Below are 19,861 nucleotides of genomic sequence, written 5' to 3'. Positions count from 1 at the left end.
ACCTTCATGGTCAGCGCATCGCACGAGACGTAGAGGTAAGGCCCGCCATCGAGTGGGCGGGTGCGGAAGTCTTCGACCATGGCGTCGAGGCTTTTGGCCATTTCCGAGACCTGGGATTTCGACAGATTGGCGATGCCCAGGGTGGCGACCAGGTCGTTCATTCGTCGGGTGGATACGCCTTTGAGGTAGCAGGTGGCGATGACGGTGGTGAGGGCTTGTTCGGCTCGGCTGCGGCGTTCGAGCAGCCAGTCGGGGAAGAAGGAGCCGTGGCGCAGCTTGGGTACCGCGACGTCGATGGTGCCGACTCTGGTGTCGAGATCGCGGTGGCGGTAGCCGTTGCGGCGGTTGGTGCGTTCATCGCTGATCAGGCCGTAGTCGGCGCCGCAGACGGTGTCGGCTTGGGACGACAGGATCTGGTTGATGAAGTCCTGGAGCATCTGCCGCATCAGGTCCGGCGAGGCTTGGGACAGCAAGTCGTCGAGGTAGGTGGTGGGGTCGATATGATTGGGCGCAGCGGCCATCGTGGTGTGCCTTTCGAGGAGATGTAGGAGTTGATTCGAAAGGTACCTACGGTGGTCGCCCTTGTTGTGGGTGGGGCGGTCACCGAGGTGGTCGGTACACCACGCTAGAGGACGCAACCCTTCTTCGCCGGCTACGGCGTCGCCATTAGCCGGGGCTGACCATTAACGGCTCCGAATACAGGCCGAGGTTGTTCAATAGCGTGCTGTCTGCCCAGCCGGTCGAGCATATGCTTTCGCGTCCTTAACGGGCCCAGACCAATGACATAGTCGAGCTGTTCAACCGGAACTTAGCCGGTGAACGAACCTATGCCGATACTTGCGATCGTGAAGCCTCCCGTGCGCGGGAGTATCCGGAGTGGTTGCACCACTACATTCACCATCGACCCCAAAGCGCACTGGGCGGCTCGACTTGTGCGGAACTCGTTCACAACTTCACGGGCAATGGAGGATGCAGCTTCGCATGACGTTGCATTTTCTAGCGAAGCCGTGTTGTCAACTAAGTTGTTCCATAGGCCACAACTTAACATTTACCTACAAGATGCCCAGCGGCTCGGACGCGTTGGCCAATTTCGCCGCCTGTCCGAATGCGCCATTTCGGGAAACATTTTTCAAGCGGGAGTAGTTGATTAACGTACGCCCCCAAGAAAGATCAATACTCGCGACGCCACGGCTAGAATCCAAGTGGTCTTAAGTCGCCCGAGTTGATTATCCCATCAAGGGAAATAGTTCGAAAAGAACGGATCGCAGCTTCATCTCATCCCACGACTCAAAGTCAGAGATCGAAACGATTACAGAGCCCTCGTCATTGAATTCAGAAAACGATTCCAGTGGAAATTCTTCACTAATGAGGATTAGAATGGAGATCGGGTAGCTTTTACCCTGTACCGCCTGCTCACTCACGCGGCTAGATAAACATCCCAATTCAAAAACGCAATACGGGCTCGCCATGAATTCGCTCGTAACAATTGCCACAGCCTGTTTGCAGGTCGCCAAACGTGATTCTAGGTAGGAGTCAACGAGTATCGGATCTCTCGGAACAGGGTTAATCTCATCGATACCAGTGGCGGTAATCCCTGAATTGTAATCAAACCTCGGAAACACTTTGTTTATTTGCCCAACGACCATCTTTAGCGTATCCCGATTGCGGTGCGAATGACTCAGAAAAATCATGATGACGTCTTTTCATCCAAGCGGACATAGGGGTCTATATCTGAAAGGCCATGTCCTGCCATAAATTTTACATAGTCTTTAAGCCCCAGAGCTCCAAGGTTCTCTAGTCTCTTCATGACTGCTTTCGGATGCGGGTTAACGAGAAAGTTCTCGAGTTCTTGGCTCGTCGCGGGTAGCACGAGCAGGGCATCGAGGTGGAGAAGGTCGAAAACCGAGGGAGCTCGCCCCTGCGCATCGTCAATTGGTGTCATGCGGATTCCACTTATTTGTCCCCTATAGAGAGGATGAGCGCCGTTAAGGTCGTCAAAGAGATTAAAAATGCTCGTTCCGCGGAAGTATTCGAGGTAAACTCCCATTGATACCACTTTCCGCGTCTTTCTTACATATTCTTGCAATATGACACAATATGAGGTGTCCGCGCCCGATACCGTCGGCCCCGGCTTGATGACATCCACGATCGAAATCCGGTTGTACGCGATCGTTCCGTAGGCTTTTCGCCACGGAACTACGGTTTCTATACCTGTTGCTCGATTCCGGAGGAGTGTCGTACTGTCGGCACGAAGAATCGCCATGAGCTCTCGCATACACAAATTGAGGCTCTTATTAATGAAGAATCTCGCGGCAGCCCAAGCCGCAGCCAGGTGCCAGCCGCCAGCCTCCACACGATAGATCGGATGTAGAAGTATATCTTCAAGCCGATACTCAACGGCAGCATCGACCATCAACTTTACAACAAGTACGTTTCCCCGTTCCATTTCCATGCCTTTCAACTGGCCGTAACGGAAGAAATGGGACTGATGGTTCAGGACAGAGTCCGGCACGTCCGACTCGTGCCGTAAGGCGTTAGCTGGCCAAGGCACTAGCCATATATAAAATCTCATCGTCTCTCGAGAATTGTGCCGTCGGCTAGCGCTGATCACGTCTTCGACGCGTTCAAAGCGGGTAGTCAATTGTACGCCGCGACCTGAGATCATAGCTCGTTCAATAAAGCTTTTTATGGCCACGGCACCATCTTCGATCGCTGCCGTGTTTACTTGATCGTACTTAGAATTTTTAGAGATGTTTTCATATAAGAAGACTAGCTCGATCATCGCAATTCCTCCATTGCAGCCACGATACGTCACTTATCGCGTCAATTGACTTGCGATTCAGCTCGTTTGGCATGCCATCTTCTGATTGATCTTATATTTAGTCTTCTTCGATTGATCTCCCACGTTTGCGGAGATTGGCGCATGCCCTCGCGTCGATTGAAACCCCCTACTCCCCATCCGTCGACAGTGCTGCCACGAACGCCTCCTGCGGGACGCTAACCGAGCCGATGTTCTTCATCCGCTTCTTGCCGGCCTTCTGCTTCTCCAGCAGCTTGCGCTTACGCGAGATGTCGCCGCCGTAACACTTGGCCAGAACGTCCTTGCGCAGGGCGCGGATGTTCTCGCGGGCGATGATCTTCGCTCCGATCGCCGCCTGCACCGGCACCTCGAACTGCTGGCGGGGAATCAGCTCGCGCAGCTTCTTGGTCATCTTGTTGCCGTACCACTGCGCATTGTCGCGGTGCACGATCGCGCTGAACGCGTCGACGGCCTCGCCCTGCAGCAGAATGTCCACCTTCACCAGGTCCGCCTGCTGCTCGCCGGCTTCCTCATAATTCAGCGACGCATAACCCTTGGTGCGCGACTTCAACATGTCGAAGAAGTCGAAGATGATCTCGCCCATCGGCATCGTGTACCGCAGCTCCACGCGATCCTCGGACAGGTAATCCATCCCGCCCATCTCGCCGCGCTTCTGCTGGCAGAGCTCCATCGTCGAGCCGACGAACTCGCTCGGCACGATGATCGTGCACTTCACGATCGGCTCCCACACCTCCTTGAGCTTCCCCTCCGGCCAGTCGGACGGGTTGTGCACCACGACCTCGGAACCGTCCTCCACGACCACGCGGTACACCACGTTCGGCGCCGTGGAAATCAGGTCCAGGTCGAACTCGCGCTCCAGACGCGTACGCGTGATCTCCATGTGCAGCAGACCCAGGAAACCGCCGCGGAAGCCAAAGCCCAATGCAACGGACGTCTCGGGCTCGAACGTCAAAGCGGCGTCGTTAAGCTGCAGTTTTTCCAGCGCATCACGCAAATCCGGATAGTCCGCCTGCGAAATGGGGAACAGCCCGGAATACACCATCGGCGTCGGCTCGGCATAGCCCTCCAGGGCCTGCTCCGCGGGCTTCTTGAACAACGTGACGGTATCGCCGACCTTCGACTGCCGCACGTCCTTCACACCCGTGATCAGGTACCCGACCTCGCCAACGCCCAGCCCCCGCGACTTCTGCGGCTGCGGCGACACGACGCCGATCTCCAGCAACTCATGCTTGGTGCCGTTGGACATCATCTGGATCACGTCGCGCGGCTCCAGGCGGCCATCGACGACGCGGATGTAGGTGACCACGCCCCGGTACGTGTCGTAGACCGAGTCGAAGATCATCGCGCGCGCCGGCGCATCCGCATCCCCCTCCGGCGCGGGCACGAGCTCGCACACGCGGTCCATCAGCGCCTCGACGCCCTCGCCCGTCTTGCCCGACACCCGCAGCACGTCCTCCGGCTCGCAGCCGATGATGTGCGCAATTTCCTCCGAGTACTTCTCCGGGTCCGCGGCCGGCAGGTCGATCTTGTTCAGGACCGGGATGATCTCCAGGTCGTTTTCCATGGCCAAATAGAGGTTCGCCAGCGTCTGCGCCTCGATGCCCTGCGCGGCGTCGACGAGCAGAATCGCGCCCTCACACGCCTCGAGCGCGCGCGAAACCTCGTACGTGAAGTCCACGTGACCGGGCGTATCAATGAGATGCAGCACGATCTCCTCGCCCTCATGCGCCCCCGACTTGGGCACCCACGGCAGCCGCACGTTCTGCGCCTTGATGGTGATGCCGCGCTCGCGCTCGATGTCCATGTTGTCCAGGTACTGGTCGCGCATGTCGCGCGCCTCGACCACCCCGGACATCTGCAGGATCCGGTCCGCCAGGGTCGACTTCCCGTGATCGATGTGGGCGATGATGCAGAAATTGCGGATCTGCTTCGGATCCGTGAACGTCTGCGCCGCGAAATTCCTGGTCACGTTGGCCATGCTCCGTACTACTGGGGGACATCGGTATTCTCCGCCCACACTACCCGGCCCGGTTTCGCGCACGGGCACCGTCGCGGGTGGCTCGGCTAAACTCGTACGTCATGACGCCCCCCGAACCCGACTTCGCAGCCAACGCCACCGCGGTCGGTTCGGGCTTGACGACGTCCACCGCCGCCGACCAGGGGCCCACCGAGTCGAAGCGGCGCGGCGCGCTCGGGCGGGGACTGCGGCGCACGTGGCGCAGGGGGCGCGCGCGGACGTGGAAGGCGATCATCGCGTCGACGGAGTGGTTCCGCGGCGGCGACACCCTCGACCGCGGCTTGGGGATGCTCAACGAGCAGCTCGGTTTGATGCCCGACGCCGACGACGACGGCCTCGCCCGCCGCGAGCCCGCCACCGTGGCACGGCCCACCGCCGAGGTCGCGCGGTCGATCGTCTACGCGCCGGACATGGACGGCCAGACCGACCCCGGCGAGGTCGTGTGGGCGCCGGTGCTTCTCGAGGGCGACGCCGAAAAGCCCCGCGAACGCGCCGTCGTCGTCGTCGGCCGCCACAAGCAGACGCTGCTGGGCGCGCTGATCTCCACGCACCAGCGCCACGCCGATTCCCCGCATTGGCTGTTCATCGGCTCCGGCGCGTGGGATCCGGAGGGCCGGCCGTCGTGGGTGCGCCTGGACAAGATCCTCGAAGTCCCCGAGGCCGGCATCCGCCGCTCCGGCGCCGTCATGCCCCGGCGCCGCTTCGATCGCATCGCCGCCCGCCTCCGCTCCGATTACCACTGGAGCTAGTGTCGGCCGCCCCTCGATGCCGCGTGGGCGTCGTAAAGCACCGTGTGCGCCACAAGCCCCGCAGAGCCGTTGGCGACGAGTCCGCGCCCCTCTGCCCCACCCGAACGCTCACAGGGCCCTGCAGTACATGCCCACATTCCCCCAGGTCACGGGCCCGCACCCGCCGGACGTTGATGGGTTCGGACCCACCGATTCAAGATCGGAGTTTTCGTCTGCCCTCCAGAGTCGGCGAGAACTCCGAGATTGAATTTCCGGGCCCCCTTTTCTTCAACTTCAGAGTTTTCGTGGCCACCGTCACGGCCGCGAAAACTCTGATCTTGAATTTCGCCGCACCGGCCCCCACCTGGTAGAGTCGCTCAAGTTGTTTACGCGAGTCTCGCGTGGCCGCAGGCGATCAGGACCTTGGGTTCGCCGCGGACGCGCCGGGGCCGGGCCACTCCCGGGAGCCGCGGACCATCACCGACTACGGATACAAGAGGTATTCACATGGCTAACATCAAGTCCCAGATCAAGCGCATCAAGACCAACGAGAAGGCGCGCGTCCGCAACCAGGCCGTTCGCTCGGAGGTCCGCACCGAGGTGCGCAAGCTCCGCGCGCTCGTCGAGGCCGGCGACAAGTCCGGTGCCGAGGCGCAGCTGCGCGTCGCGTCGCGCAAGCTCGACAAGGCCGTGTCCAAGGGCGTCTTCCACCGCAACAACGCGGCGAACAAGAAGTCCGCGCTGGCGAAGTCCGTCAACAAGATCGAGGGCTAAAACCTCGCTTGACGACGCCCGATGGGCAACCATCGCGCCCGCAGCCTTCAAGCGCCCCCGCCGAGTTTTCGGCGGGGGCGCTTGTGCATGCGTGGGGAAGCGGGGGTCTCCGATTGCGACGGCTCCTCGGAGCTTGCCGACGCCTGATGTGCGGCGCTACCGGCGGTGCGAGGACTGGGCCAGGGCGGCGATGTCGACGACCGCCTTCTCCACGGCGTACTCCGGGTCGGCCGCCCATCCCTTCACGCCGGCGTCGAGTTCGGCGATGATCTGCGCGGCCTGAGCGATTGCCGGTGTCGACCACCGTGACGCCAGGCGGTGGGTCTTCTCCAGCTTCCACGGCGGCATCCCGTACCGGCCGGCATCGCGATTGCTCACCCCGCGCGCCGCGTGCAGCCTGGCGACATCGCCGACCATGCCCGACAGCGCCGACGCCAACAGCACATGTGGGACGCCCAACTGCATCGCCCGTCGCGCCAATGCCAGCGCATCCGCACCGCGGCCGGTCAAAGCGAGCTCGGCGACCTCGAAGCCGGACACCTCCGCCGTGCGCCCGTAGTAAGTGCGCACGGAATCCACGGTGACGTTGCCGCCGGTATCCGACACCAGCTGGGAGACGGCGGTGGCCAGCTCCCGGAGATCCGATCCCACCGAGTCGAGCAGCGCGTCGATGACGTCCGGCGACACCCGCAGCCGGTGCGCCTGAAACTCGCCCCGCACGAAGCCGGGGAGGTCGTTGCGCTTGATGGGGTGGGCCTCGAAGAGTTGGGCGCCAGTCTTGCGCAGGTCGGCGACCATCTTCTTCTGCCGCCCCTCGCCCGAGTGCTGCAGGATCAGCGTGATGCCCGGGGCCGGGTCGCCCGCGGCCTGCACGATGAGGTCGGCCGGTTCCTTGCCCGCGGCGTCGCAGTCGGTGAGCACGATGATGCGGTCCTCGCCGAACAGCGACGGGCTGAGCAGATCGACCAGTTCGGTGGTGGTCAAGTCGCCGCCGCGCAGGTCCGTGATGGGCACCGAGCGCCCCTCGGGATCGCCGGCGGTGGCGGCGGAGCGGCGCACGGCGGCGATGATGGCCAACCGGGCGCGGTCGATGAGCAGCCCTTCCTTGCCGACGATCACGTTCACCGGTGCGGGCATCGTCTGAGTCACTCCCCCATCGTGCCAGACTCCCCGGATTGGTCATTTCCAGGCCGACCCATCACGGCGGACCGTCCCCGGATTTGTGATTCCCGGATCGGCCTTCCCCGGGTTGGCTCCGCCACACCGCACCATCCGGGTACAGCGCATGCGTGCCGTCGCGGACCGGGCAGACGACGGGAATGCCTTCGGCGGTGCGGATGCGGCCCCGCGCCCGATCCCCGCACTTTTCCACGACGATCCACCGTGGTGCCCCGCCCACCGACTCCACCACGTCATCGAGCGTGGAGTACACCTCCGTCTCCGAGGCGTCGACGTGCCCGGCCACTCCCCTCTCCAGTGCCAGGCGGCAGGGGCGCGGGAGGGAGGGGGCGTGAGCGTCGTCAAGCGAGGCGGCGGTGACCACCCGCACCCGCCCGCCGTCGACGCAGGCGCCGAGGATCCAGCCCGGCGGCGCGGCGGGAATGTGCCAGCCCAGTGCGATGACCACGCCCGCCGCGGCCACCGCCACCACCGTCACGGCAGCGGCGACGGCGGGCCACGCGATCGCGGCGACGGCCAACGCGACAAACACCGCCAAGCCGATCGCCCCCATCTCGCCGGCCGCACCCGGCATCCCCGCCGCCGCGTGCCCCACCGCCCACACCCACCAGGCGAAGGGCGCTGCGGCGTAGACGAGCACCGTCACCACCGGCCCGAGCCCCAGCAGCGCGGCGACGGCGGCGAGCGAACCGAGGATGGTTACCGGCGCCACCGCGGGCGCCGCGGCGAGGTTGGCCAGGACGGAGATGTGGCTGACCTCGCCCAACGTCAGCGCGAGGACGGGCACCGTCGCGATGTGCGCCACCAACGCCACTGCGGCAGCCCGAACCAGCGGCGCCGGCACCCGCGCCACCCCGGGAATGCGCAGCAGCCGATGCGTCATGGGCGCCGCGGCGAGCACCAGCCCCGCCGTCGCCGCGATCGACAGCGCGAACCCAATCGACACCGCGAGGTCCGGAAACGCCACGATGAGCACGATCGTCCCCGCCATCAGCGCCGGCAACGCCTGCCCCCGCCGCCCGAGCAGCACGGCGAGCAGGCCGACGACGCCCGTCATCACCGCCCGCAGCACCGACGGCTCGGTGCCCACCACCGCCACGAACGCCGCCAGCGTCACCGCCGCGACCACCACCCGCCACCGCGGCGGCGCCCACGCGAAGGCCCACACCGCCGCGCCCACGATCAGCGAGACGTTCGCGCCGGACACCGCCGTCAGATGGGCGAGCCCCGAGTCGACCATCATGTCCTGGTCGGCCGCGGCGAACCCACGCTCGTCGCCCAGCGTCATCGCGGGAATCAGCCGGTCAGGGCCGGTCGACAGCCGCGCGGCGGCATCGCGGAGGCCATCGCGGACGCGGGTGATGTGGTCATCGGGAAGCTTGACGACGTCCACCGTCCCCCGCACCGACGCCACCACCCCGGACAGCGACGGCCGGTCCGAGGCGGAGATTCCCGCGTAAGCATCGAGCACCGTGCCCCGGTCATGGTCGAGCAGGCGCTCATCGCCGAAAACGCGGACGCGCCCGGGCAGACCGGTAATGGAGGCCTCGGCAGTCGCGCCGTGGTCGGTGGTCTTCGGCGTCGTGGTCAGCGTCAGGCGCGTCTTGTGGACGCCATCGATGTGCTCGGCGATGGGGTGGGCGGCGGCGCGGGCGCGGCGGATGAGCGTGCCCGCCACCGCGACGATCACCGCCACCGCCGGCAGCGCCACCGTCGGCGCGTGCCGGCGCCACGCCACCGCCGCCGTGAAGACCGCCACCACAAGCAGCACCCAGCCCAGCGGCGTCGTCGACGAGGTGGCAAGCGTGATCGCCGTCGCCGCCCACACGACGATGGCGGCCGGCACCAGCCGCATGTCCAGGCCGAGCGGCGGGATCGCGGGGCCGGCGTCCGGTGGCTGCGGGGCGGGATCGGCCAAGGAATATGTGCGGGGCCGGGTCACACCGCCACGCTCATCCATCACACCGTCACCTCGGCGCGCATGCCCTCGAGTTTGGCGGGGCCGATGCCGGGGACCTCTTCAAGTTGGTCGACGCTGGCGAAGGGGCCGTTGGCCTCGCGGTGGGCGACGATCTTCTTCGCCGTCGCCGGCCCGATCCCGGTGACTGCCTCCAGCTCCGACGCCGACGCCGTGTTGATGTTCACCAGCCCCGCGCCGCCGCCGCCACCACCACCACCACCACCACCCTCTGCGCCTGCTCCCCCGGCACCGCCAGCTCCCCCTTCTCCACCAACCGCGCCACCGCCTGCGCCACCAGCTCCCGCCCCAGCAGCCGTTCCGCCGGTCGACAACTCCGGCAGCGGATTCGGCCCGACCAAGATCTGCTGCCCGTCGACCAACGGCGCCGCCAGGTTGACGCTGGCCGGACTGGCCTCGGGGAGCATCCCGCCGGCGGCGTGGATGGCGTCGGCCACACGGGCGACGCCGGGGACGGTGACCACTCCCGGGTGATGCACCATCCCCACCACCGACACGATGATCTCCGCCGGCGGAGGCTCCGCAGGTGACACCGGCGGCACTGCATTTCCCGGCACCCCACCCGGCGCCGCCGCCCCCGCCACGGGATCCGTCGCGGCGGACCCGGCTGGGCGCGGCTGCCCGGCGTCGACAAGCGACGTATCCACCACCGGCATGTCCACCACCGGCCCGCGCGACAGCGCCCACCCCGCCACCAGCGCGACCAACACGACGGCACCGGCCATCGCCACGGCCACCACCGTGCGGCGGCCCACGGCGATGCGCCGCCGCGAATAGTCGACGGGCATCGCCTCCTCGGCGGGCACCGGCTCCAGCAGGTCACCCAAACGCGAACGCAACGAATCCACGCCCGCACGCTAAGCCCGCGAGGCCACTTCAGGAGCTTGACGACGGTCCGGATCCGCCCCGATTGTGGATAAATCGGGCCCTGTGGACAACCGTGAAAAGCGCTGCGGCTACTGCGTTGTGGCGTCGCCGTGGTGCGTATCGCCGCTGGTCCCCGAAACGTCGTCGCCGGTGTCGGAGACACCGGTGTCAGCGGCACCGGTGTTGTCCACGGCACCGCCATTGGCGCGATCGGCGGCCTTTTGCGCCGCCTCCTCGCGGGCATCGCGGCCGAACGCCGCGCCCTCGGGGTCGGACTTGTCGCGGCGCGCCAACTCGGCGATCGCGTGGGCCAGCGCCTCGGCCTTCTCGATGGCCGCGCGGCGGTTCTCGGACCACGTCGGCAGCTTCGCGGCGACGGTCGTGAACAGCGGCGACGTGTCGCGGCCGATCACCGCGGTCGGCGGCAGCGCCGCGTCGACGGAGCCGGCCGCAGCACCCGAATCACCAGCATCACCCGAACCACTCGCGCCGCCCTCTCCACCAGCTCGACCGGCCTCGCCACCATTGCCCACCGAACCCGCGGAGCCAGCCGAGCCCGCCGCCCCCGACTCCTCCGCCACGACCATTCCCAGCGCGTACGCCCCGGGCCCGGTGTGCGCGACGAGCGCGGGAGGCAGGTCGACGATGTCGAACGTCGAGCCGTCGGGAAGCTCCAGCGACAGCATGGCGTGGAGTTCCTCCACGCGCTCGCCCGCCCCGGAATGCTGCAGCATGACGTGAGCGGGACGGCCTGCGGCCTCGGTGGCGGCGAGGTCGACGAGCTTGTCCAGCACCTTCGCCTCGGTGCGGCACTTGGCCACCAGCCCCAGCGCGCCGTCCTGGATGCCGACGATCGGCTTGATCGCCAGCGCCGTCGACAGCACCGCCTGGCCGGTGGAGATCCGGCCGCCGCGGCGCAGCGGCTCGAGCTTGGGCACGTAGAGCCACAGGCGGTTGCGCTTGAGCACGTCCTCGGCGACGGCGACGCACTCGTCCAGATCCGCACCCTCGGCGGCCTTTTCGGCGGCGGCGACGGCCGCGGCGCCCATCCCGGCGCCGATCATCGACGAATCCACCACGGCCACCCGGTCCAGCACGGCCGCGGCGGTCACGGCATTCGACCACGTCGCCGACAGCCCCTTGCCCAGGTGCAGCGCCACCACGCCGGCATCGCCGCCGCGCTCCAGCGCCCGCGCGTACGCGGCACACAGCGGCAGCGGCCCGATCGCCGACGTGGTCTGCTCCCCGTCGACTTCATCGACGTTGAGCGGCACCACGGTGATGCCATGCTGCTTTGCGACGTCCTCCCCCACGCACGCCGACTCGTCCACCACGATCTGGACGCGACCGGCCGCGTGCGGCTGCGCGGCAGTCACTGGCCGATCTCCTCGTCGAAAAGCTCCGCGTTGAACGCGCCGAGGTACCAGCCGAGCTCGCCATCCGGCCGGGGCTTGGCGGTCAGCTCGACCCACGCGGTGTTCCGCAGGCCGTTGAACATCGTGTAATGGCTGATGGGCACGTCCAGCAGCGACGCCGTCAGCGCGGCGATCGCCCCGCCGTGGGCGACGAGGAGGAAGGTGGATCCGGGCCAGGAGGCGTCGTCGAGCAAGTCGTCGACGACGGCGCGCATGCGGGAGGCGACCTCGACGCGGGTCTCGCCACCCGGCGGCGCCCACGTCGCGTCATGGCGCCACGTGGCGCGCTGGCCGGGGTAGCCCGAATCGATCTCGCCGTGCGTGCGGCCCTGCCACTCGCCCAGATTCGTCTCGCGCAAACGAGAGTCGCGCTCGACGTCGATGCCCAGCACCCGCCCGGCGACCTCCGCGGTCTCGGCGGCGCGGCGCAGATCCGACGACACGATGCGGCGGATGTCGCGCTCGCGGCGGCCCATGTGCGCCGCCGCCCGCTCGGCCTGGGCCACGCCCTCGGCAGACAGCTCGGTGTCCAGCTGCCCCTGCATGCGGCGCGTGGCGTTGTACGTCGTCTGGCCGTGGCGGAGCAACAGCAGGCGGCGGGCGGCGACGGGGGGCATCGGCGCGTCCTCTCTCGGATCGGGCTGGGCGGGTTCAGGCGGGGCCGGGGCTGGGTCAGGCTGGATCAAGCGGGACCGGAACCGGCCCGCCCCGCGGCTATCTAGTACTCGTCGGCGTCGGGCTCGGGGGCGGCCAGCGGGATCTCGTCGATCGAGCGGGCGTTGCGCGACGCGTCGGCGGCACCGGAGACGGCGTTCTGCTCGACGCCCTCGACCTCGATGCGCGGGCAGTCCTTCCACAGGCGGTCGAGCCCGTAGAAGTCGCGCTCTTCGTCGCGGAAGATGTGGACCACGAGCTGGCCGTAGTCGAGCAGGGCCCACCGGCCCTCGCGGATGCCCTCGCGGCGCACGGGCTTGGCGCCGGCGTCGCGCAGGTCGGCTTCGATCTCGTCGACGATGGCCGACACCAGGCGCTCGTTGTCGGCGCTGACCAGCACGAACGCGTCGGTGATCACCAGGGGTCCGGAGACGTCGAGGACGGCGATGTCCTCGCCCTTCATGCGGTCGGCGGCCCGGGCGGCGATGGTGGCCAGGTTGGCGGCCTCGGTGGATGCGGTCACGAGTGGAATTCAGCTCCCGTTGTTCGGATTGTCGTCCCCGCCCGCGGGCGAGGTGGTGTGGGCTTGCGCTTCGGCTTGCACGTCCTGGTACAAGCCCCTTTTGGCAATGTACTGCACCACGCCGTCGGGTACGAGATACCAGACCGGGCGGCCGTCGGCGGCGCGCTTGCGGCAGTCGGTCGACGAGATCGCCATGGCGGGGATGTCCACCAGGTGCAGGCGGGCGCGGTCGACGTCGGGCAGTTCGTCTTCGACGAGGTGGAAGCCGGGGCGGTTGACGCCGACGAAGGTCGCGGCGTCGAACATCTTCTCCCAGTCCCGCCAGGTGACGATCTTCTGCAGCGCGTCCGCGCCGGTGATGAAGAACAGTTCGTCGTCGGGGAATTGGGCGTTGAGGTCGTTGAGCGTGTCGATCGTGTACGTCGCGCCCGGCCGGTCGATGTCCACGCGCGAGACGGTGAAGCGCGGGTTGGAGGCGGTGGCGATGACCGTCATCAGGTAGCGGTCCTCGGAGTCGCTCACGCGCCGGTCGCGCTTCTGCCACGGTTCGCCGGTGGGCACGAAAATGACGCTGTCCAGCGCGAACCGGTCGGCGACCTCGCTTGCGGCCACCAGGTGGCCGTTGTGGATCGGGTCGAACGTGCCGCCCATGACGCCGATGCGGCGCGGGCGGTCGGAGCGCGCGGTCAGCGCCCGCGGCGGGGTCGGTTCGTTTCGCTTGACGACGCCACCGTTGCCCCCCATGCGGCCGCTCGTCGGCTCAAACTGGTCTTCCGGCATGGCGGGAATCGTACCCGCCGCAGGTGGTGGCGGATAATCGGCGGTGAGCGCATTTCACCCGAGGGTGCGTTTCCGGATGATCGTTCAAATGAGAATCCACGACTCGCAATTGCCCGCAGCGGGGCCGATCCGTACGATCGGACACATGAACGCGCACGTGTCCGGACGCCCCCACCGTGGGTCTGGCGCTGCGACGGGCGCTCATTCGGGGGCATCGTCCGCCACATCCGGCGCATCCGCCGCGACCCTGGACCGGCCGCGGGCCGTACTCGCCGACTCCCACGGCCGCGTCGCCCGCGACCTCCGCGTCAGCGTCACCGACCGCTGCAACCTGCGCTGCACCTATTGCATGCCGGCCGAGGGCATGGACTGGATTCCCGGCCGTGACCTGCTCACCGATGACGAGATCATCCGCCTGATCACCCTCGGCGTGGAACGCTTGGGCATCCGCGAGGTCCGCTTCACCGGCGGCGAGCCGCTGCTGCGCCCGGGCCTGGCCGACATCATCGCCGCAACCAAGGACCTGCGCACCGACGAAGGCCGCACGCCCGATACAGCTCTGACGACCAACGGCATCCTCCTCGCCCGGCAGGCCGATCGCCTGGCCGCCGCCGGGCTCGACCGCGTCAACGTGTCGCTGGATTCGATTCGCCCGGCGTCCTATTCACTCCTCGCGCGCAGGGACAGGCTTGACGACGTCTTCTCCGGCCTCCACGCCGCCGACGCCGCCGGTTTCGCCCCGATCAAGATCAACACCGTGCTCATGCCCGGGCAGAACGCCGACCAGGCCGTCGAGCTCCTCCACTTCTGCCTCGAACGCGGCTACCAGCTGCGGTTCATCGAGGAGATGCCCCTGGGCCCCAAGGGCCAGTGGCTGCGCGATTCCATGGTCACCGCCGACCGGATCCTCGAAGACCTCGGCGAAGAGTTCGACTTGTCCCCGTCTCCCGAGCCCCGCGGCGATGCCCCGGCGGCGCTGTGGGATGTGGCGGCGGGCGTCGGCAAGCACACCGGCACCGCCCACCGCGGCGGCGAGGTCGGCATCATCGCGTCGGTGACCAGGCCGTTCTGCGGTGCGTGCGACCGCACGCGGCTGACGTCGGATGGGGCGATCCGCAACTGCCTGTTTTCCCGGGGCGAGCGGCCGCTGCGCGATCTCATGCGCGACGGCGCGTCCGACGACGATCTCGCGGCGGCGTGGCTCGGCGAAATGGCCGCCAAACGGCCCGGCCACGGCATGGACGACCCGTCGTTCCTGCAGCCCGACCGCGGCATGTCCGCCATCGGCGGATAGCGCCGCTGACCCGCATCGCCGAGATCGCCGACGCAGATTTTCCCGTTCAGCCGACCTTCACGTTTAGCCGACTTCCAGTTCAAAGGAGCACGCCATGACCGACTCCCCCACGGCCGCGAGCACGCGGACGGCCACCCTGACGTTCTTCGCTTCCGCCGCCGAAGCCGCCGGCCGGCCGTCCATCGACGTGCCCGTCACCGACGGCGACACCTACCGCGACGTGCTGCTGCGCGGCGCCGAGGGCAACGGCCGACTCGCCCGCATCGTCGACGGCTCCGCGGTCTTCGCCGCCGGCGAGCTGATTCGCGATCTGGACCGCCCCGCCACCGTCGACCAGCTCGACGTGCTGCCGCCCTTTGCCGGAGGGTAGGGCGAAGGGGTGGGGGGTGGGCGTCGTAAAGCACGTGCCGTCAAGCTCCTGCCGTCAAGCACAAGCCGTCAAGCCTCCGCTTGCCGCTACGCGCTGTTGGACCACTCGTGGCTGCCGTCGGGGAAAACCTGGCGCTTCCACACGGGGATGTCGCGCTTGACCTCCTCGACGAGCCAGCTGCACGCCTCGAACGCCTCCGCACGATGCGACGCCGATGCCGCGACCAGGAACGCCACGTCGCCGACGACGAGCTTGCCCACCCGGTGCCCCACCCACAGGCGATGCACGCCACGGCCGTCGAACTCGCGGGCCGCCTTGTCGGCGATGGCCGCGATGACCTCGCCGGCCTTCGGGTGGCAGCTGTACTCGATCCAATCGACCGCCCGGCCACCGTCGTGATTGCGCACGACGCCAGTGAACGACACCACGGCCCCGGCGCGGTCGTCGCCCACCGCGGCCGACGCCTCGGCAGGATCCAACGGCGATTCGGACACTCCCGCACTTACAATCTCAATCACCCCACCATGGTGCACGAAAGGCGATGATGGCGCGATGAATTCCCCCGCCACCGGCGGCGATGCAGAATCCGGCGCGGCGCCGCAGGGCCCGCTGACCGTTGCGCAGTACCTGCGGGCCGTGCTTGACGACGTCCCCGCCCCCACCCCGACCACCCTGCCCCTGGCGGACTGCGCGGGATTGGTGCTGGCCGACGACGTCGCAGCGAAACTGCCCGTGCCGCCGTTCACCAATTCGGCCATGGACGGGTTCGCCGTGCGCGCCGCCGACCTGGCCGGTGGACTGGCGCGGGCCGGTGGCGGGGGCACAGGCGAAGCGGCCGCGGCGGCGCACGGTGACACCGATGACGCCGGTGCCGCGGCCGTGACGCTGCCCGTCTCCGCGGACATCCCGGCCGGCACTGCGCCGGAGCCGCTGGCGCCGGGGACCGCGGCGAGGATCATGACCGGCGCGCCCGTGCCCGACGGCGCCGACGCCGTCATCCCCGTCGAGAACACCGACTCCGCCCCCGGCCCGCGCCCCTGCCCCGCCACCATCACCGTGTCCGCCGAGGTCGCCGCCGGAGTCTCCGCGGGCGCCCACGTGCGGCCCGCCGGCGAGGATGTCGGCGTCGGCGACGTCGTCCTGCGCGCCGGCGAGGTGCTGTCGGCGGCGGCGCTGGCGTCTGCGGCGAGCATCGGCCACGAAGAGCTGCCCGTCTTCGCCCGCCCCCGCGTTGCGGTGGTTGCCACCGGCGCCGAGCTCGTCGCCCCCGGTCAGACGCCGGGGCCCGGGCAGATCCCTGACTCCAACGCCATTTTGCTGCCCACCCTCGTGCGCGGCTGGGGCACCGACGTCACCGTCGTCCGCGCCAGCGGCGACACCGCCGATGAACTCGCCGACGCACTGGCCCGCGCCGCCGCCGACGCCGAGGTCGTGGTCACCTCCGGCGGCATTTCCGCCGGCGCATTCGACCCCGTGAAGACGCTCGCCGCCGAAGGCCGCGCCGACATCTCCTTCTACAAGCTCCGCCAGCAGCCCGGCGGCCCGCAGGCGCGCGGCCGCATCGGCGGCGCCGTCCTGCTCGGACTGCCCGGCAATCCGGTGAGCGTCTTCGTCTCCGCCATCCTGTACCTGCGCCCCCTGCTGGCGATGATGGCCGGGATGGGGGAAGGCCGAGACGTCGTCAAGCGAGACCAGCAGCCGGACACTCACCGCACTGATCCCGCCCTGCCGGACCTGCCGCTCATCGACGTCATTGCCGACGCCGAGTTCCGGGGGCGGCGCGGCAAAGTCCGGTTCGTGCCCGTCATCGTCGACGGCGGGCGCGCGCGGCCCGTGCACGAGCGCGGCCTCGGATCGCACCTGATCGCCAGCCTGCATCGGGCCAACGCGCTGCTCGTGTTGCCCGAAGCGGGGCCCGCCCCCGAGGCGTACGGCCCCGGCGACCGACTCACCGCCATCCCCCTCGACCCCGCGCTGCGCCGCGGAAAGGACCGACACTCATGAGCTCCACCGACAAGCCCGCAGCCGAGCCCACCGACAAGCCCGAAGCGGAGCCCGGCATGCGATTCACCCACCTCGACGCGCGCGGCGCGGCCCGCATGGTCGACGTCACCGCCAAGCAGCCCACCGTCCGCTCGGCGACGGCGAAAGGCGAGGTCACGTGCTCGCCGGAGGTGATGACGGCACTGCGCGACGGCACCGTCCCCAAGGGCGACGTCGCCGCCGTCGCGCGCATCGCCGGCATCGCCGCCGCGAAAAAGGTGCCCGATCTGCTGCCGTTGGCGCACGTCATCGGCGTGCACGGGTGCGAGGTCGACGTCGAGTGGGGTGACGACCGCGTGCTGCTCACCGCCACCGTCCGCACCGCCGACCGAACCGGCGTGGAGATGGAGGCCCTGACCGCCGTCACCGTCGCCGCGCTGGCGATCGTCGACATGGTCAAGGGCGTCGACCGCTCCGCGGCGATGGAGAACTGCCGCATCGTGGCCAAGTCCGGCGGCCGGTCCGGCGACTGGACGCGGCCGTAGGCGATGGGGCGAGGGGAGGCGCGGATCGCGTTCGCCATAGTGCTGGCCGGCGGAACCGGCCGGCGGATGGGAGAGGCGTCGAAACCCGACGTCGTCGTCGCTGGTCGCCGCATGATCGACCACGTGCTGGGCGAACTCGCAGCGCAGGGCGTGCCCGCCATCGTCGTCGGGCCGCCTGACCTCGATGTCGGTGTCTCGCGGCGCGTGACGCTCGTCCGCGAGGATCCGCCGCTGGGAGGCCCCGCCGCCGGTATCGCCGCAGGGTATGCGGCGGGTGTCAACGGTGGGCACTCCGCGGGATCGGCTGCCGGCCACGCCACTGGTACAAGCGCTGAGGTGCGATCGGCCCCTCGTCTCGTCGCGATCCTCGCCTGCGATGCGCCGTTCGCCCCTCGAGTCCTCCCCCGGCTCACCGCCGCGCACTCCAGCGAGACCTCATCAGCAGCCCACTCCGGCGTGACCACGTCCGCCGCGCACTCCGGCAACATCACGTCCGCCGGCGCGGTGGCGATCACCCCGGACGGCCGGCTCCAGCGTCTGCTGTGCGTCGTCGAAGCCGGGGCCCTCGGCGCAGCAATCGACCGCCTCGATTCCGACGGCGGCGTCCGCGACCGATCGGTGCGCGCATTGCTCGGCGGACTCCCCCTCACCGGCGTCGACGTGCCCGAATGGGTCATGGACGCCGACACCCCGGACGACGTCGCCACGCTCGAAGGAATGTCCCCGGATACCCCGGAAACGTCACGGTGACGGAATCTCAGACTCGGCGCCGTCCCCATCCCAGTCACACCAGCCCCAAATTTCTGAGTTGCGTTCTTTTCGTAGGCTCGAGCCCGCAAAACACCAGGGAAAACGGCGCGCGAATCCTACGAAATGAACGCAAACGGCCAACGCTGTGACTGGTGTGACTTGACCGGCCGGCATGCTCGCCGCTCCGGGTCAGGGCGCCTCCGAGTCGGCGCCCAACACACCACCTCGATGGCCACCGATCGAGGCAGATGCCCCCGCCGCCGGCGCGAACCTGGTAATCGCCGCCGACGCGCGAATCTAGTGGTCGCCGCCGCCGAGCTGCTCGAGCAAGTGCGGCATCAGCGGGCCGATGACCTCGATGGCGTCACGAACCCCGCCGGTACTGCCCGGCGCATTGACGATCACCGCGGCATCCGCCCCACGCCCGGTCACGCCGACGATCCCGCGCGACAGTCCGGCCAGCGGCGTCTTGGCCAGCCCGTGCTGGAGAATCTGCGTTTCCAGCCCTGGCAGCCGCGTCGCCACGAACGGCGCCGTCGCCTCGGGAGTGTTGTCGCGGGGCGTGACGCCGGTGCCGCCGGTCGTGAACACCAGGCGCGCGCCACCGTCGAGGGCCGCGCGGATGGCGGCGGCGACTTCGGGGACGTCGTCGGTGACGACGACCGGCTCCGGGCACACGACGCCATGCCCGGCGAGCGCCTCGACCGCGCGCGGCCCGGATTTGTCGGGGCGGGTACCGGCTGCGCAGCGGTCGCTGACGGTGATCACGACTCCGGGCACCTCACCGACCATGGGGGCGAGCTGCTTTTCGACGACCCCGGCCCCCGCCACATGCACATCACCGGCGACGACCCCGTCCCCCGCCCCACCCACATCACCGGCGACGGCCCCCTCGGCGTGTGCATCAGCGCCGGAATTCTCGGCCATATGCAGATCACCGGTGACGCCCCCGGATACGCCCGATTCCTGCGTTACGGCGCCGCCCCGGCGGTTAACACCGTTGCCATCAGAGGACTCCCGCACCGTCATTTCAGCGTCCTTATCGGTCATGGTTCGATCATACGTCCCTTCAATTCAGCAACATGAGTGTTGCGATAAACATGCCCTAACCTGCGGATTTACGGTAGACCATTTTACGCATTCAGGTTACGATATTTAGGAGTGCTTTTACTCGGAACCTTCG

19 protein-coding genes are annotated in these 19,861 nt (G+C 68.0%); 7 read left to right on the top strand and 12 right to left on the bottom strand.

Annotated elements, in window-relative coordinates; genetic code table 11:
* The 3 genes from ACFWGD_RS06330 to lepA form a co-directional block, all read right to left on the bottom strand.
* Positions 1–521, bottom strand: a 521-nt coding sequence (locus ACFWGD_RS06330; RefSeq protein ID WP_377777746.1) for a transposase, incomplete at its 3' end; no start/stop codon positions are given.
* Between the two features lie 1,166 nt (positions 522–1,687).
* Positions 1,688–2,782 (bottom strand): hypothetical protein, encoded by a 1,095-nt coding sequence (locus ACFWGD_RS06325; protein ID WP_377777745.1) that lies wholly within the window; start codon positions 2,780–2,782, stop codon positions 1,688–1,690.
* Between the two features lie 166 nt (positions 2,783–2,948).
* Positions 2,949–4,799 (bottom strand): translation elongation factor 4, encoded by a 1,851-nt coding sequence (lepA, locus tag ACFWGD_RS06320; RefSeq protein ID WP_377777744.1) that lies wholly within the window; start codon positions 4,797–4,799, stop codon positions 2,949–2,951.
* Positions 4,800–4,900: 101 nt separating this feature from the next.
* On the opposite strand from lepA, the gene ACFWGD_RS06315 reads away from it, so the two are divergent.
* On the top strand, positions 4,901–5,587 hold the full coding sequence (locus tag ACFWGD_RS06315) for a type II toxin-antitoxin system PemK/MazF family toxin (protein WP_377777743.1): 687 nt from the start codon (positions 4,901–4,903) through the stop codon (positions 5,585–5,587).
* A gap of 486 nt (positions 5,588–6,073) precedes the next feature.
* Positions 6,074–6,340, top strand: a complete 267-nt coding sequence (gene rpsT / locus ACFWGD_RS06310) for a 30S ribosomal protein S20 (RefSeq protein WP_377777742.1) — start codon at positions 6,074–6,076, stop codon at positions 6,338–6,340.
* Between the two features lie 156 nt (positions 6,341–6,496).
* On the opposite strand, the gene holA is transcribed toward rpsT, so the two are convergent.
* The 7 genes from holA to nadD all read right to left on the bottom strand — a co-directional run bounded on the left by holA (position 6,497) and on the right by nadD (position 13,736).
* Positions 6,497–7,489, bottom strand: a complete 993-nt coding sequence (gene holA, locus ACFWGD_RS06305; RefSeq protein ID WP_377777741.1) for a DNA polymerase III subunit delta — start codon at positions 7,487–7,489, stop codon at positions 6,497–6,499.
* A gap of 49 nt (positions 7,490–7,538) precedes the next feature.
* Complete coding sequence (locus tag ACFWGD_RS06300) at positions 7,539–9,461, bottom strand: ComEC/Rec2 family competence protein (RefSeq protein ID WP_377777740.1); 1,923 nt, start codon at positions 9,459–9,461, stop codon at positions 7,539–7,541.
* Positions 9,462–9,478: 17 nt separating this feature from the next.
* Entirely contained in the window at positions 9,479–10,345 is an 867-nt protein-coding gene (locus tag ACFWGD_RS06295; RefSeq protein WP_377777739.1) for a helix-hairpin-helix domain-containing protein, read from the bottom strand.
* Between the two features lie 108 nt (positions 10,346–10,453).
* Positions 10,454–11,740: a DegV family protein gene (locus ACFWGD_RS06290; protein ID WP_377777738.1), complete on the bottom strand. Its 1,287-nt coding sequence runs from the start codon at positions 11,738–11,740 to the stop codon at positions 10,454–10,456.
* Entirely contained in the window at positions 11,737–12,396 is a 660-nt protein-coding gene (locus tag ACFWGD_RS06285; protein WP_377777737.1) for a histidine phosphatase family protein, read from the bottom strand. Before ACFWGD_RS06285 ends, ACFWGD_RS06290 begins: the two co-directional genes overlap by 4 nt.
* 101 nt (positions 12,397–12,497) lie before the next feature.
* The gene (gene rsfS, locus ACFWGD_RS06280; protein ID WP_377777736.1) at positions 12,498–12,956 is read right to left on the bottom strand and encodes a ribosome silencing factor; all 459 of its coding nucleotides are present in this window, start codon (positions 12,954–12,956) and stop codon (positions 12,498–12,500) included.
* A 9-nt stretch (positions 12,957–12,965) separates the two neighbouring features.
* Positions 12,966–13,736 (bottom strand): nicotinate-nucleotide adenylyltransferase, encoded by a 771-nt coding sequence (nadD, locus tag ACFWGD_RS06275; RefSeq protein ID WP_377777735.1) that lies wholly within the window; start codon positions 13,734–13,736, stop codon positions 12,966–12,968.
* A gap of 145 nt (positions 13,737–13,881) precedes the next feature.
* Here nadD and moaA point away from each other — a divergent pair, with 145 nt between their 5' ends.
* Positions 13,882–15,030, top strand: a complete 1,149-nt coding sequence (gene moaA, locus ACFWGD_RS06270; RefSeq protein WP_377777734.1) for a GTP 3',8-cyclase MoaA — start codon at positions 13,882–13,884, stop codon at positions 15,028–15,030.
* A gap of 94 nt (positions 15,031–15,124) precedes the next feature.
* Complete coding sequence (locus ACFWGD_RS06265) at positions 15,125–15,400, top strand: MoaD/ThiS family protein (protein ID WP_377777733.1); 276 nt, start codon at positions 15,125–15,127, stop codon at positions 15,398–15,400.
* Between the two features lie 86 nt (positions 15,401–15,486).
* On the opposite strand, the gene ACFWGD_RS06260 is transcribed toward ACFWGD_RS06265, so the two are convergent.
* The gene (locus tag ACFWGD_RS06260; protein WP_377777732.1) at positions 15,487–15,918 is read right to left on the bottom strand and encodes a molybdenum cofactor biosynthesis protein MoaE; all 432 of its coding nucleotides are present in this window, start codon (positions 15,916–15,918) and stop codon (positions 15,487–15,489) included.
* A 34-nt stretch (positions 15,919–15,952) separates the two neighbouring features.
* On the opposite strand from ACFWGD_RS06260, the gene glp reads away from it, so the two are divergent.
* From glp to ACFWGD_RS06245, 3 genes are read left to right on the top strand one after another with little or no spacing between them, the layout of a single operon-like run.
* Positions 15,953–17,404 (top strand): gephyrin-like molybdotransferase Glp, encoded by a 1,452-nt coding sequence (gene glp / locus ACFWGD_RS06255; RefSeq protein WP_377777730.1) that lies wholly within the window; start codon positions 15,953–15,955, stop codon positions 17,402–17,404.
* Positions 17,405–17,460: 56 nt separating this feature from the next.
* Positions 17,461–17,928, top strand: a complete 468-nt coding sequence (gene moaC, locus ACFWGD_RS06250) for a cyclic pyranopterin monophosphate synthase MoaC (RefSeq protein WP_377777767.1) — start codon at positions 17,461–17,463, stop codon at positions 17,926–17,928.
* A gap of 3 nt (positions 17,929–17,931) precedes the next feature.
* Entirely contained in the window at positions 17,932–18,678 is a 747-nt protein-coding gene (locus ACFWGD_RS06245) for a molybdenum cofactor guanylyltransferase (RefSeq protein WP_377777729.1), read from the top strand.
* 297 nt (positions 18,679–18,975) lie between these two features.
* On the opposite strand, the gene ACFWGD_RS06240 is transcribed toward ACFWGD_RS06245, so the two are convergent.
* On the bottom strand, positions 18,976–19,728 hold the full coding sequence (locus tag ACFWGD_RS06240; protein ID WP_377777728.1) for a molybdenum cofactor biosynthesis protein B: 753 nt from the start codon (positions 19,726–19,728) through the stop codon (positions 18,976–18,978).
* Positions 19,729–19,861 lie beyond the last annotated feature (133 nt).

The sequence above is a fragment of the Corynebacterium sp. NPDC060344 genome (genome assembly GCF_042725215.1).
In the GTDB taxonomy this organism is placed as follows: domain Bacteria; phylum Actinomycetota; class Actinomycetes; order Mycobacteriales; family Mycobacteriaceae; genus Corynebacterium.
Note: the sequence above shows the minus strand (reverse complement) of the source record. Positions and strands in the feature narration are given on the sequence as shown.

Excerpts from the sequence above, each read along its gene's own strand:
- ACFWGD_RS06315 (WP_377777743.1), top strand. The coding sequence starts at position 4,901 with ATGACGCCCCCCGAACCCGACTTCGCAGCCAACGCCACCGCGGTCGGT.
- lepA (WP_377777744.1), bottom strand. The coding sequence starts at position 4,799 with ATGGCCAACGTGACCAGGAATTTCGCGGCGCAGACGTTCACGGATCCG.
- ACFWGD_RS06265 (WP_377777733.1), top strand. The coding sequence starts at position 15,125 with ATGACCGACTCCCCCACGGCCGCGAGCACGCGGACGGCCACCCTGACG.
- moaA (WP_377777734.1), top strand. The coding sequence starts at position 13,882 with ATGAACGCGCACGTGTCCGGACGCCCCCACCGTGGGTCTGGCGCTGCG.
- moaC (WP_377777767.1), top strand. The coding sequence starts at position 17,461 with ATGCGATTCACCCACCTCGACGCGCGCGGCGCGGCCCGCATGGTCGAC.
- rpsT (WP_377777742.1), top strand. The coding sequence starts at position 6,074 with ATGGCTAACATCAAGTCCCAGATCAAGCGCATCAAGACCAACGAGAAG.
- ACFWGD_RS06285 (WP_377777737.1), bottom strand. The coding sequence starts at position 12,396 with ATGCCCCCCGTCGCCGCCCGCCGCCTGCTGTTGCTCCGCCACGGCCAG.
- ACFWGD_RS06245 (WP_377777729.1), top strand. The coding sequence starts at position 17,932 with ATGGGGCGAGGGGAGGCGCGGATCGCGTTCGCCATAGTGCTGGCCGGC.
- nadD (WP_377777735.1), bottom strand. The coding sequence starts at position 13,736 with ATGCCGGAAGACCAGTTTGAGCCGACGAGCGGCCGCATGGGGGGCAAC.
- ACFWGD_RS06325 (WP_377777745.1), bottom strand. The coding sequence starts at position 2,782 with ATGATCGAGCTAGTCTTCTTATATGAAAACATCTCTAAAAATTCTAAG.
- glp (WP_377777730.1), top strand. The coding sequence starts at position 15,953 with ATGAATTCCCCCGCCACCGGCGGCGATGCAGAATCCGGCGCGGCGCCG.
- ACFWGD_RS06240 (WP_377777728.1), bottom strand. The coding sequence starts at position 19,728 with ATGACCGATAAGGACGCTGAAATGACGGTGCGGGAGTCCTCTGATGGC.